The sequence below is a fragment of the Microcoleus sp. S13C4 genome (assembly GCF_036700865.1).
Lineage (GTDB): Bacteria > Cyanobacteriota > Cyanobacteriia > Cyanobacteriales > Microcoleaceae > Microcoleus.
Genome location: NZ_JAUBPS010000056.1, coordinates 1 through 13,080, shown reverse-complemented (window position 1 = coordinate 13,080; position 13,080 = coordinate 1). Strand labels below are relative to the sequence as shown.

General features: G+C 45.6%; 14 protein-coding genes. 8 read left to right on the top strand and 6 right to left on the bottom strand.

Translation table 11 applies throughout. The features are described from left to right. Positions 1–5: 5 nt before the first annotated feature. Together QT996_RS20995 and QT996_RS20990 are read right to left on the bottom strand one after the other, a co-directional pair. Positions 6–1,040, bottom strand: a complete 1,035-nt coding sequence (locus tag QT996_RS20995) for a tetratricopeptide repeat protein (RefSeq protein ID WP_333048686.1) — start codon at positions 1,038–1,040, stop codon at positions 6–8. A gap of 2 nt (positions 1,041–1,042) precedes the next feature. Further along, on the bottom strand, positions 1,043–2,437 hold the full coding sequence (locus tag QT996_RS20990; protein WP_333048685.1) for an ATP-binding protein: 1,395 nt from the start codon (positions 2,435–2,437) through the stop codon (positions 1,043–1,045). A gap of 252 nt (positions 2,438–2,689) precedes the next feature. On the opposite strand from QT996_RS20990, the gene QT996_RS20985 reads away from it, so the two are divergent. Next, a complete protein-coding gene (locus QT996_RS20985; RefSeq protein WP_333048684.1) occupies positions 2,690–2,878 on the top strand; it encodes a hypothetical protein in 189 nt (62 codons plus the stop codon). Between the two features lie 59 nt (positions 2,879–2,937). Here the strand turns inward: QT996_RS20985 and QT996_RS20980 are convergent, their stop codons facing one another. Together QT996_RS20980 and QT996_RS20975 are read right to left on the bottom strand one after the other, a co-directional pair. Beyond that, positions 2,938–3,498 carry a Uma2 family endonuclease gene (locus QT996_RS20980; RefSeq protein WP_333048683.1) on the bottom strand — a complete coding sequence of 187 codons (561 nt, stop codon included), beginning with the start codon at positions 3,496–3,498 and terminating at the stop codon, positions 2,938–2,940. Between the two features lie 229 nt (positions 3,499–3,727). Then, complete coding sequence (locus QT996_RS20975; protein WP_333048682.1) at positions 3,728–4,444, bottom strand: GUN4 N-terminal ARM-like repeat domain-containing protein; 717 nt, start codon at positions 4,442–4,444, stop codon at positions 3,728–3,730. On the opposite strand from QT996_RS20975, the gene QT996_RS20970 reads away from it, so the two are divergent. Further along, on the top strand, positions 4,443–4,616 hold the full coding sequence (locus QT996_RS20970; RefSeq protein WP_333048681.1) for a hypothetical protein: 174 nt from the start codon (positions 4,443–4,445) through the stop codon (positions 4,614–4,616). The genes QT996_RS20975 and QT996_RS20970 overlap by 2 nt on opposite strands. A 60-nt stretch (positions 4,617–4,676) precedes the next feature. Here QT996_RS20970 and QT996_RS20965 read toward each other — a convergent pair whose 3' ends face one another. Next, complete coding sequence (locus tag QT996_RS20965) at positions 4,677–5,249, bottom strand: hypothetical protein (protein ID WP_333048680.1); 573 nt, start codon at positions 5,247–5,249, stop codon at positions 4,677–4,679. A gap of 266 nt (positions 5,250–5,515) precedes the next feature. Beyond that, positions 5,516–5,725: a hypothetical protein gene (locus QT996_RS20960; protein ID WP_333037644.1), complete on the bottom strand. Its 210-nt coding sequence runs from the start codon at positions 5,723–5,725 to the stop codon at positions 5,516–5,518. Positions 5,726–6,801: 1,076 nt separating this feature from the next. Between QT996_RS20960 and QT996_RS20955 the strand changes: the two genes are divergently transcribed. The 6 genes from QT996_RS20955 to aroF all read left to right on the top strand — a co-directional run bounded on the left by QT996_RS20955 (position 6,802) and on the right by aroF (position 12,859). After that, positions 6,802–9,438, top strand: coding sequence for an AAA-like domain-containing protein (locus QT996_RS20955; protein WP_333048679.1), 2,637 nt, complete (start codon positions 6,802–6,804; stop codon positions 9,436–9,438). Positions 9,439–9,504: 66 nt separating this feature from the next. Continuing rightward, on the top strand, positions 9,505–9,762 hold the full coding sequence (locus QT996_RS20950) for a type II toxin-antitoxin system RelN family antitoxin (RefSeq protein WP_333048678.1): 258 nt from the start codon (positions 9,505–9,507) through the stop codon (positions 9,760–9,762). A 211-nt stretch (positions 9,763–9,973) separates the two neighbouring features. Beyond that, a complete protein-coding gene (gene ruvA / locus QT996_RS20945; RefSeq protein WP_333048677.1) occupies positions 9,974–10,597 on the top strand; it encodes a Holliday junction branch migration protein RuvA in 624 nt (207 codons plus the stop codon). Between the two features lie 149 nt (positions 10,598–10,746). Next, the gene (gene rpsO / locus QT996_RS20940) at positions 10,747–11,016 is read left to right on the top strand and encodes a 30S ribosomal protein S15 (protein ID WP_190742031.1); all 270 of its coding nucleotides are present in this window, start codon (positions 10,747–10,749) and stop codon (positions 11,014–11,016) included. A 95-nt stretch (positions 11,017–11,111) separates the two neighbouring features. Then, positions 11,112–11,585, top strand: a complete 474-nt coding sequence (locus tag QT996_RS20935) for a PAM68 family protein (protein WP_333048676.1) — start codon at positions 11,112–11,114, stop codon at positions 11,583–11,585. Between the two features lie 212 nt (positions 11,586–11,797). Next, complete coding sequence (gene aroF, locus QT996_RS20930; protein ID WP_333048675.1) at positions 11,798–12,859, top strand: 3-deoxy-7-phosphoheptulonate synthase; 1,062 nt, start codon at positions 11,798–11,800, stop codon at positions 12,857–12,859. Positions 12,860–13,080: the final 221 nt, after the last annotated feature.

Sequence of the window (13,080 nt, the reverse complement as noted above, 5' to 3'; positions counted from 1 at the left end):
ACAGTTTATGTTTGTTTGCTCAGTAATTGTTCCTTCAATTCCTGACACTCTTTTGCTAGCGGGATGCCTAATTCTGTAGCGATGGATAAAGCGAGATTGCAAGACTCAATAGCTAGAGGGAGGTTGCCTAAATCCGCTTGGAAGCTCGCCAAATTGTAAAAAATTAGAGCCTCAGAGCGACGATCGCCAATTTGTATAAAAATTTCGTATGCTTTCAAAAAATTTTTATGAGCTTCTAAATGATGACCAAGTTTAAATAGCGCATTTCCCAAATTAGTTAATGCTATCCCTATGCCCTGTAAATTGCCTATTTTTTCTGCAATTATGAAATGTTGTTCAGCATAATCAATAGCTATATCGTATTTCTTTAGGGCAAAGTATATATTCCCTAAATTGCCCAATGTTGATCCAATACTTTCTGGATTGTTTGTTTTTCGAGAAATAACCAAACATTCTTCATAGCAACTAATCGCTCGATCGTACTCTCTTATAGCAAGGTAAGTGTTAGCCATACTGCCCAAAACTTTCCCAACACCTAAACTATAGCCTATCTTCAACATTCTGGATAAACTTTCCTTATAATAAAAAATAGCTTCGTCGTAGTTTCCTAAGTAATGATATGCCTTACCCAGACCCAAGAAGCAAACAGCATCACTGGCTGGGTCTAAGTTTCCCAATAGTCTACTGTATAAATCAATTACTTCACGATAGTAGCCCCAAGTTATTAGCGGATTGTGTAATTCTGTATTATTAGGTGTATCAAGGTTAATCTCAAGGATTTTGCTAGCTCTTTCCCAGTCTTTCACTTCGCAGAGATGGTGAAATGCTTCCAAGTATCCCCGCACTTTCTCAAGATTGGAAGCATCTGACTTAGGTTTATCATCAGTTAGCCACTGTACAACTGCTCTGTACTGAAGCCGCTGCTCGCGAGTTGGAAATTGGGCCGGGAGATTATGAAGATTGATACCTAACTTTTCCAAAATCAACTCACCAGATGGGAGCGGGTTATTTTGCAGAGTAAATTTGTCCGAGTTTTTCATTTTTAGGGAAGGATTAATCGGTGAGCGATCGCCACACTACGAATCAAATTATGTTGTCCCACCAGGCGATTATCTTCATCGTCGATTCCTCCATCTTCAACTAAATAGCGATTACGCAGAGTTTGCATTGCATCCTGTTGCTGCTTCTTACTGTAACCCTCGTCTTCTAAATTAATCAGCCACCACTTTTCTTTTACTTCGCAGCGATATATTGAGGCAGTGCAAAGCAAAAGATAGGCATCATAAACATCATTTTTTAACCGTTTAAATGTCTTATCAATCCGTTCCTTAACTTTTCTTCGCAAGACTTTCGTGTATGATGCTAACTGCCACCTATCCTCATCGCCTTTAACTACTCCTTGGTTACGCGCTTCATCAATAGCCTTTTTTACCTCCTCAATGTAACCACTGTTCTCTTTCCAGTAAGCCCTGACTATCCCCTTATATGAACCCTTAATTTCTCCAACGATCGTCCGCAATGCTAAAGGATGCCCGTCATAAACTTCTCCAATTACTCGCAGGGGACTATGTGGTAATTCCCAATTAGCCTCTAGTTCAGCTTTTTGAAATAACGCCACCTGCTCAGGTACTTCTAATCCTTTCAAAACTTGACAATACCAGAGATTTTTATAGCGGTCGCATTCTGATGTCTCAAACTTAGTTGGCAAATCCTGAGAGGTAAGAATGAAACGACTTTGACAAGATGATTCTGCCAAGAAACTCACAAAAAACTTACCCCACCACTCATCAGCAAAATCACCCCAGCCATCCTCTTCATTTCCTGTCAATAGGTACTCAAGAGAATCCATGAGGATTAAATAGCGATTTTCGCGCAAGCGTTTGACTAATCGCCGTGACAGTTGCTCTGGTTTGCGATCGTCCTTTGGGACAATTTCCCCCCACTTTTCCAGCCATTGCAGCGCGACACTGGCAAAGTCTGAAGTTTTATTTTCATCTTCAAAATTCTCCCTGTGTTCCCTCCAATCTCCTCGCAATTCCTGTACTAGCCTTTCAGCCAAAGCAGTTTTACCAATACCTGTCATGCCAACCAATAGCAAGACACGAGTAGAAGAATTTACGCGATCGCTCAACTCTTGAATCAGACTTTCTCGCCCAACCCACGCATCGTCATAGACGCTAAACTCCATATAGGATGTAGGTTGCTGGGGTGGGGTTTTGTCAATAATTTCTTCCCAGTTCTCTATGCCAACCGCTTTACAAATAGCAATAAATACATCTCGGTCAATTGGTATCCCCCGCCTAAACCGCTTTAAGGTTGCTACTGAAGTATGAGCCTCACTATACCAAGCCGTTGCTGTTGCTTCCCAGCCTTTATTTTTTCTTTTTTCATCGACGATTTTCAGCCCTTGTTTAGAAGCTCTGAGAGAAAGTGCCATAAGGTTGCATATTAATGTTGGCCCAGATACGCCACGACGTGCTTAATCAAGTGACAGCTATTCCATTTACTTGTTCAATATATTAACAAAACCAAGATGCTTTTCCCTGACCCCTACTCTACTGGGGTTTTGCTATGGGTTCAATTTTAGCTCACTTTTAAAATATGTGGTGAGCTGAGCCAAAAGTGGTGATTTTTGCCCTCGATATCTCGCTGAAACTTGAAATATCAACAGCAAGGGAGCAATAACCCAATGTCTCAGATCAAACCCATAACTGCCACTACCAGCGAACCCACTATCCACGTACCCGGTACTCAACCGAGCCCACCCCAGTCCTTGGGTGGAGTAACTGAAACGATTCTTACAGTGGCTGTCCTAGTTCGATCGATCGCACTTCTGATTCAAGCTCTAGACCCAATAGTACGCAAATCTGGTAAATAAGCCAATTCAATGATGGGGCGAGCATCCACGCCCCACTTTCCCCAAAACATCGCCCTCAATCAATCAATCAATTCGGCTTCTTCAAAAATCTGTCTAGTCGTCAACTCCAAACCAGGCCGAAACTCATCCACAATCGGTGTATTATCCGTATAAACTTGACTCAAACCATCGGTCAAAAAACTTCTAATTAAAATAGCCTCTGGATCAATCACCCAAACTCGCGGAACGCCCGCCGCCAAATAATCTTTCGCCTTCTCTTCAAATTCCTTCATACTTTGATCCGGCGATATAATCTCAATCACCAGTTCAGGAATTGCGGGACAAGCTTCATTTGGTCGCCAACTTTTCGGCAGACGTTCATAAGAAATGTACGTTAAATCGGGAACAGGTACCCAATCTTTATCCTGACGTTTTAACAAAATTGCCCATTCTGGAAGCACTCGCCCCAGTCCTTTACACCATACACGAATCAGGCGACACAAAGCTCCCTGTAAACTGGAATGAAAAAATTTTGGAGACACTTTAGGGACTGCTTCACCATCTACAAACTCACAATATATATCTCCGTCGGGCAAAGCTAGAAATTCTGCTAAAGTGAGTTTGGTTCCGATGCCTACCATGACCCCCAGCCCTCTCGCTAATTAACTCAAATATCAATTATACAAAATTTTCCAACATTCCTAGAAGTGCGATCGCCCCTCAGCCTCTATGCCAAAAGTGGAACAGGCGTCCCGCCTCTGAATCTCTGTGAATTTCTGCGCCTCAAAAATCAAAATCCCAATTCGCCAAAAACAATAGCGGGGCAGGCTATCCAGCCTGCCCCACATTCTCTAAAAGCCTCAAAATCATTCACTTCAACCAGGCAGGATGAGCCATCAAAGCTGCAAACGGCTGCACTCCTCGCAACTGATTTGACAGCGGCAAATGCCCTCTCGGCGCGCTCAAATCCCAGATAAACTCTTGCGGGTAGCGCGTCCAATTATTCCCCTTCTTCCAGCCAATTAGCGGCCACAATTTATCCCAATTCTTGCCCGAGCTCAGCCAAATTTCCCGCTGCACTGAAAAGCCAAATTTGCCTTCGGAATGAACTTTCCACAGCGTATTAATTGTTTGCAAATCCGCCACCGGCAAACTCTCAACTTGCGTAAAATACAGCCACTTTCTCACTGAAGCTGTATCACCAGCCAATTCACAAAGCTTGTCTAAAGTCAAGCGATCGGCTTCTTGAAATTCCTGTAACGCCAATAATTGTTGCAGTGGAGTGTAATCAATGTTAGAGTCCGATCGCAGCGGCACAACCCCACTTGGAAAATTCGCTTGCAAAAACTCCCTCGCTCTCGGAGAATTAGCACTGTAAAGAATTTGGTAAGCCTTACCCATTACCGCAGTCGGTGCATCTGACTTGCGCTCTAATAAAAATTCCATCAATACATCCCAACCGGAATCTGCTATTTGTTGTTGCAGCAGTTGCAGTTGAGTTTTTTCCGAACCCGACCTCAACTGAGAGCGGAGTTCGGCTGTATCGGCCGCCGAGTCTAGAGGAGAAGTAGAAATCGAGTCAGTCATGAGAAACTATCAGCTATCAGCTATCAGCTATCAGCGATTAGCTGAAGCCCTGGTTTTCCCCCATTGTACAATGGTACTGACTCCGATTCACCTCTCTGTACTCGGATGCCTGCGCGCAACGCCACCTGGTTTAGCCTATCGCCCCCACCCTCTTCGCCAATGGCAGCAATAGCAAATAAGTCTACCATCTGAATTTTACGATCGATGCCATGTCAAAGAGTTTTTCTTGAACCTAGTCGTCCACGATCGAAACCCATGCAGGGAACGAAGGCGGAAAAAAGTTTATGTCATATTCCGAGTCTTCCCACTCTTTGACCCAAAGCGGCACGGCGCCGGGGCTAGGAGTTGCAGAAAAGGTGCGTTCTTTGACTTCGATCGAGTGAAATAGCTGTTTTAAAGTATCTCCCCGATCCAAAGCTTCGCTGAGGATGTCGTCCAACTCAGGATCGACCCGTTTGACGCGGTTTTTGTCCTCCTCCAGCCACAGAAGTTTCAAAGACTTCAGATCTCTCGGACTGAGGATGCTCTTGTAGTACACGCGCTTAAGGGTCGCTACGGGTTCCAATGAGCGTTCGATCCGGCGAATTTGCTGAACTCGCAGGTAGTGCCATTCCGCTAAACGCTTGCGTTCCGAAGGCGGGATGGTTCCTTTCCCTGCTGCGTGTTTGTAGTCGTATTTAATCAAACTGCAAGCCATATTGGCTAGCAGGTGAATCAACTGTTTTTCTTTGGGTGTCGCCTGACGCCGTTCCTGGGTTCTTGTCAATACGCGCTGTCTGCGGGTAGTTTCGAGAGTATTTTCCATTGGGTTTTTACTAGATGAAATACGATTGTGCCAGATCCGAATCCCGAACATCAGAAGGTAAGGAAGTTGATAGGCGGGGAAACTCCACCGACAGACTCGCCTTACCTGTTATTTTCCCATTCACCGTTCTCTGAAACTGACCCCCCCCGGGATTAGGTAAACTGAATATTGGGATCGAGTTTTAACCGCCTCGATCAGAGGCGGTTGCGACAACAAATGCCACCACAACCACAACCGCACAAGAGCAAACCACACAAGAGCGCCAATTATTTCCTGCCTTTACCCGTTTTTACCTCTTCTTGGTCCCCATCCTCATTCGTTCCAGTGTAGTTAAAGTCGGGACGACTCTCCCAAGCCGTCAAACTGCTGGCTGATGAATGTTGTGGGGCGATCGCTGAAGCGCTGGCGCTGCCTGCCTGGAAAAAGCCGAAGCCAGCCGAGGCAATTACCCCTAATACTAAGATGCTGTTTTTCATGTTCGATGACCCTGATTTCCGTAGATTGACACTTTTTGGCTAACCCGATCTGTCAGAAATGGGTTGATGCAATAGCCCACTTGTCTTCTGATAAATCTGCCTGCCATAATCAATTCAGACAGGCACACCCGCTTGCGATCGGAAACGCCGGAAGTGACGTGTTACTAACGTCCACGATCATCCACCAACCCGATTTTTTTGGGTAGTGGAGCGAAAGCCATCAGGGCGTCGATCCATCAGGGAGTTAAGCCATCAGGGTGCTAATCCATCGGGTAGTTAAGCCATCAGGGCGCATCTTCTATAATTAGCCACAGACTTAACTTTTATAGTTGAGCCAGTGGTCAGCCGGGCACTGACAACGCCTTTAAGAATTAAACTTTTTTTGGATTCATCCCCAAAAGTTTGTCCTTAAGAATCCCCGCGCTTGCGGAAGTCCGGGGAGTGTCAGCAGCATGGAATTCCATGCACTCTAAGTCAACTAAAAAAACGCAGATTAACGATATCTCCCACTCAAGCAGTCCTCAGCCAAACGCTGGGGTTTTTTATTGGCAGCTATTGCTGAGCCTTTTCCTCCGGCACAAGGCAGCCGGCTCTCAAGGCAGAAGGTTGACAGCACTGCGGTTAGGAGTTTCCCTGGCAACATCATACCACCGGGTGAATTTTAAAGTAAAATTGTAAATAAATGTGAATTAAATGGCATTTTTGCCTTTGCAATCCGAGCGAGTGAAAATTAACATACTTCTCTAAACGAGTGTGAAGAACAAGGGGGGTGGGGTACGATAGTTCGCAGGATTTGGCGCCAACGGTTGCAAAGATACGGTAAAGATTGAGAAGGAGAAAGGTGAGTTAGTAGACAATAGAGAAAGACAAACAAAAATTTTCAACCATAGTAAGGCCGGTTCAAAAAAAACAATGCAAATGCCAGGATAGGCAAACTCCAAACCCTCATTGAATAAATCGTTCCCTAATCTAAAATCTAAAATCTAAAATCTAAAATGGTATAAGCTGGCAATAATTCCAATTTGTAACCTTTCGATCGCACAACATAGGGGCGCAACATCTTGATGAATTCTCAGATGACAGCAGAAGTCAACTCCACGTACCAATATCAAGTCGGAGGATATTTGCCTGCCGGTGCGCCCACCTATGTCAGGCGATCGGCTGACAGCGAACTCTACGAAGGACTCAAAGCCGGAGACTTCTGCTACGTGTTGAGTTCGCCGCAAATGGGAAAGTCCAGCCTGCTAGTGCAAACAGCCAAAAGGTTGCAAGCAGAAGGTACAGTTTTTGCCGCCATCAACTTCAGAAGCATCAGCAGCCCAAATGTCTCCCCCCAAAAGTGGTATGCCGCAATCATGTACCGCATGGCAAGCAGTTTGCAACTCACAAACAGGTTTGATGCCATCAAGTGGTGGAACGATCGCGAACTGCTATCGCCGATGCAGCGATTGGAGATATTTATCGAAAAAGTTTTGCTCAAGTCACTTCAGCAAAATCTGGTAATTTTCATAGATGACATTGACAGCATCAGCAGCCTAAATTTCAGTACCAGCGATTTTTTTGCTTTGATCCGGGCTTGTTACTCCAAGCGGGCAGAGCAACCGGAATACGATCGCCTGACTTTTGCTGTTATGGGAGTAGCAGTCCCCTCAGAATTGATCCGAGATCCCAGATGCAACCCTTTTAATATTGGACGGCAGATTCATTTAAGTCGATTCCAACTGCACGAAAGTTTGCCGCTAGCAAAAGGATTGGCCCTCAAAGCTTTTCGCCCCCAAAAAGTGCTGCAAGAAATATTAGCTTGGACGGGTGGGCAACCGTTTCTGACTCATAAAGTTTGCCACTTGGTACTTGAATACGGGCCTTTCATTGGCAGAAATTCCGAAGCTCAGCAGGTTGAAAAACTGGTCAAACACAGAATTATTAAAAATTGGGAAGAAGAAGACGAACCCCAACATTTGATACCCATACGCGATCGCATTTTCCATAGCCACTGCGACCTCACGCGGCTGTTAACGCTGTACCAGCAAGCTTTGGAGCCGATCAAGGCAACAAAACCGGGGGAATCGCCGGGAGTACCAGCCGATTACTCTCTTGAAAAACTCGAATTGCAACTATCAGGACTGGTTGTTAAATCTCACGGTAGATTAATAGTTTCCAACCTAATTTATCAGTCAGTTTTTAATCGCTTCTGGGTGGAAAAAGAGCTGGGCAAATTGGCTCCCTACCACTCCGCGCTAGCAGCATGGCTGGCTTCAGACCGCGAAGATGAATCGCTGTTATTGACAGGAGAAAGTTTACAGTTAGCATTGGATTGGGCTGCGGACAAACAATTAAGCCAAGAACACTATTGGTTCTTGAATCCCGATCGAACTTTTGGGGAACAACCGACAGTCGTTGTCGCAGAAGTTGCAGACAGCAGCGTAGACACCGATGCAGACAGCCGCATCCTCACCCCGCCCTCAGATAGTGTTCCAACAGGCAGCAACGAACAGAGATTGTACGATCACATCGTCTCCTGCGTGGAAACGGAATCCCCCGCACAGGTGATCGAGCGGTTCCGAAAGCTATTTATCGACGGCATGGGCTATCCCGAGCGAGAGATTGAAGCAACTTTGTACAGTATAGTCTCCGTCAAGCGATCGGATCAGCACTTTAAATATATCCTACACCGCTGCTGCTACATCCCGATCAACCGCTGGCAACTGCAATCGCACAACCAGTTCGCGATCGCCAAGTTGGTAGCTTTATTTAAGCAGGCTTCTCCCCGATTTGGGACGGAATTTTACATAGTCAAGCGCTTGCAAGAACAAATAGCTTTCTTTTCTAAAAGTGAAGAATTTCAGACCCTAGAGCGCTTAGTAAAAGCCTTAGATAGAGAGTCGGAACCGCAGCAACAAGATACAGATTCTCCTTTGGGCGAATTGATCTGTCGGTATCCTTATTTGTACGGCTATTCTCTCCTGAGCAAGGGCAGCATTGAGGAAGACCAACAAACCATCAAAAAACTGGCATTTCAAAGACAGCGACAATTTGAAACACATTTGTCTCAATATTTAAATTATTTGGTTGAGCCGAGAAATACAGAAATAGGAATTGTGCAACGGGCGCCTAATCCCACACTTTTGAACGATGCAGAACTGCACTTAGCAATCATGGAATTTGCCGGAAAAGTAGCAGGCGATCGCAGCTACAAAGAAGAGGCTCAATTTTTCCTGAGAGATGCCAGACAAACTCCATCTTACGCCTCATTTAAAGTGGATTTGTATGAATATTTAATATCCTCGGTTGAACCCGAATACGGGGGGCGTCAATTTAATGACCGTTTGTACAAACAAATCAAAAATACATTGCGAGAAAATGACTCGGTGAAATTCAATAATATATTGTTAGTTGGGACTTGCCACCAGTTGTTCAACTTCTTAGTAGTGGAAAATGCCCAACATCCCAGCCACTACGTTTTTTACGATTTGGTGTACAACCTCGGTGCCAGCAGGACAATGGGTTTATTGCTGAAACTTGTACTGCTTTCGGGCAAAGTTAAACCTGAGTTGGAAAAGCGATTTTCTATTCTGTTTAATCACTATGAAGGTAAAGCTTCTAATGAAATTATGTGGTTTGTCAAATCCTTGGAAAATTTTAATGTGGCTTTGGTTGTGAATTTTGGTAAGACGGATTTGTCTTTGGTTAAACAGCAGCTTATTTTGACTTGAAAATAACAAAATCGCTCGGGCGGCTTTATATAATACTATTAACTCAAAAAAATTAAGTAAACACCAATGAAAGCTTTAGTAGTCACAGGAACGACCGACGAAAAAGGTCAATTAATTCTCGATCGACCTTTAACACTAGACACTCCCGACCCCGTGCGAATCATTCGGGTTCTTCCGGAACCTAAAGATGAAGCTGAAGACGACCCCGACGATACTCTGGTTGCAGAAATAACAGCCAGTGTCAGAAAAGCATGGCCGCCAGGCCAAGCCGGACAAACCCTATTAATCTTGGAAGTGTGGGAGAGAATCGATTTTAGATTTTAGATTTTAGATTTTAGACGATCGCACGATCGATCAAGTGGAATAGCCGTTGATCGTACTTTTGTTAACCATTTACTCAAAATCCGTGAAGCGAAGCTATCTTCCCGCAGGGGTTCGGTGAAGGGTAGGGAATCGCGCAGATATCAGCCTCAACTCCATCCGCAGCATCATCGCCGATTTTGATGAAAGCCAATAGCGGTGTATTATTAATTTTATGATTAGCTATCTCAAAGGCACAGTCGCCGATATCGCCAAAGGCAGCAACCGCGTCATATTGACTCTGGAAGTCAATCAAATCGGCTATGAAATCCAAATTTTGCCCCGTGTGACCGGTCAATTGCCAGCATCCGGCGAAGTCGCCCAAATTTTTACCCACCAGCAAGTTAAGGAAGACCAAATCGTATTGTACGGTTTTGGCAGCGCGGCCGAACGCGATTTGTTTCGGCAGTTAACGAGTGTTAGCGGTGTGGGAGCTCAACTGGCGATCGCACTTCTGGATACTTTAGGATTGCAAGATTTAGTCCAGGCGATCGTGGGCGGTAACACCCGCATCCTCGCCAAAACCCCGGGCGTCGGTACAAAAACCGCAGAACGCCTCGCCCTGGAACTCAAAAGCAAACTCTCGGAATGGCGACAACAAGCAGGTTTGACAACTTCAGTCGCCGCCGGAGTTCCCCCAGCTATTCAAGAAGAAGTCGAGATGATCCTGCTGGCGATGGGATACACTGGGGCTGAAGTCTTGCAGGCGCTGCAAACCCTCAGTCAAGACAGCACTTTGTCCGCCAAAGGTAATGCCGATGATTGGATACGTGAGGCGATCGCCTATTTGAGCCGATAATTCCCTACCCGAGCCCGAAACCGGGAATAAAAACCAAATTCGGCCGGGCCAAAAAACCCATCCCTGGCAAAAATTTTATCGTTGTTATGCTTCCCCTGTGATAACATAGGAGATTGTGACAATCGTACAAAAAAAACTAAAATCAATTCATGGCTCTTACACAACAGCGCAAACAAGAAATCATGGGCGACTTCCAAACCCATGAAACCGATACCGGTTCAGCAGATGTCCAAGTCGCCATGCTGACCGATCGCATCACAAAACTCAGCGCCCACCTGAAAATCAACCAAAAAGACTTCGCCTCCCGGCGCGGTTTGATGATGATGATCAGCCGCCGCAAGCGCCTGCTAGCATACATCCAAAAGGAAAATGTCGATCGCTACAAAGCATTGATTGCCCGTCTAGGCATTCGCGGCTAAACACCAAAGCCAAAATTTGCGACAATATTCTTTAATCTTGGACAAACACCAAGACTTATTGAAAAATGTTCGAGATTTCAGGTTAGAGATAAAATATGTCCTCCGAACCACCCCGCAAGCGCTTGCCCTTTGAACCGGCAACAAATCGTAAAAAAACGCCTAAAAAGCCCCCAGAACCTCAAGCAAGCGTAGCCTTAGAGTCGGATTCTGCCGACAAGCAGCCGAAAGCTAACAAAACCGGAAAACAGTCGCAATCCATCCCAGAAGTAGTGAGCCAACGCATGATATCTCGCATAGCGGTATTCTGCGGCATACCTACCCTATTGGGAATTTGCACATTTTTTGTAAGCTATTTGGTAGTCAGCAAGGGCTTGTTTGATTTGCCCAACACAGCAGTATTGCTGGTAAGCATGGGCTGTTTTGGTCTAGGTGTTCTGGGATTAAGCTACGGAGTCCTCTCGGCTTCCTGGGATGAAGAAATTTCAGGAAGCACTCTGGGGTGGGAAGAATTTAATACCAATTTTGGACGGATGCGAGAAGCGTGGCGCGCCGCGAAGCCAAAAAGTTAGTCATTAGTTATTAGTTATTAGTCATTAGTCATTAGCTAACAACTAAAATGTTAACCATCTAGAATTTGTTTTTGGGGAGGGAACAAGAACCCGCCCCACAACAATGCTAATAATACTGATATAAATAGATTCTCGATCGCCATTGCATCTATTTTTCTCAGTGCATCAGAGTCATCATCCGTTTCTAGCCCAACTAAAAAGGCAAAAAAAATATGATTATTGTAATGAAAGCCGGCACTCCAGAAGCCGAGATCGATCGAGTAGACGAAGAGCTCCGCACTAACTGGGGTTTGATACCAGAAAAAATCGTCGGCCGTTACAAAGTTGTTATGGGTTTGGTAGGCGAAACCGCCGAGCTCGAACCGATGCAACTGCGCGAAATGAGCACCTGGATTGAGGAAGTGCTGCGCGTGGAAAAACCCTACAAACGCGCTTCTCTGGAGTACCGCCAAGGAGAAGCCAGCGAAGTAGCGGTTGCTACTCCTTTAGGAACTGTAATGATCGGCTTGCATCACCCGATCGCGATCGTAGCAGGCCCTTGCTCGGTCGAAAACGAAGAAATGATTGTCGAAACGGCAATGCGCGTCAAAGCTGCTGGCGCTCACTTTCTCCGTGGTGGCGCATACAAACCGAGAACTTCCCCCTACGCTTTCCAAGGCCACGGCGAGAGTGCTTTGGGATTGCTAGCTGCGGCCCGGGAAGCTAGCGGTTTGGGAATTATCACGGAAGTTATGGATGCGGCGGACTTAAGTGCGATCGTGGAAGTAGCCGACGTAATCCAAGTCGGGGCGAGAAATATGCAGAATTTCTCACTGTTGAAGAAAGTCGGAGCTCAAGACAAACCGATTTTGCTGAAGCGCGGCATCTCGGCCACCATTGAAGAATGGTTGATGGCTGCTGAGTATATCATGGCTTCTGGCAATCCGAACGTGATTTTGTGCGAGCGCGGAATTCGCGGGTATGACAGGCAATATACACGCAATACGCTTGATTTGTCGGCAGTACCAGTATTGCGGACTCTGACTCACTTACCGATTATGGTTGACCCTAGTCACGGCACCGGTTGGGCGCAGTTTGTACCCTCAATGGCGTTTGCTTCGATCGCCTCTGGTACTGATTCGCTGATGATTGAAGTGCACCCGAATCCGAAAAAAGCTTTGTCTGACGGGCCGCAATCTTTAACACCGGATCAGTTCGACAAGTTGATGGAAGAATTGGCGGTGATTGGTAAAGTCATGGGACGTTGGCCGCAACCCGTGCCTGTTTTGGCATAAAAACAGGCGAAACGCCTAACCTAAAATGCGATCGGGGTTAAATCCCCGACTTCTTAAAGAAGTCGGGGATTTTGTTATAGCCTTTCTCAGAAAGATGAGGTACAATAACAGCAGTGTGTAAACCAGTTAAAAATATTTGATGACGTAACTTGACTGAACGCCCACTCTATGGATTTGGCTAATTCTTGATAATTAGTAGTCTTGATAGAACGGAGAATGAT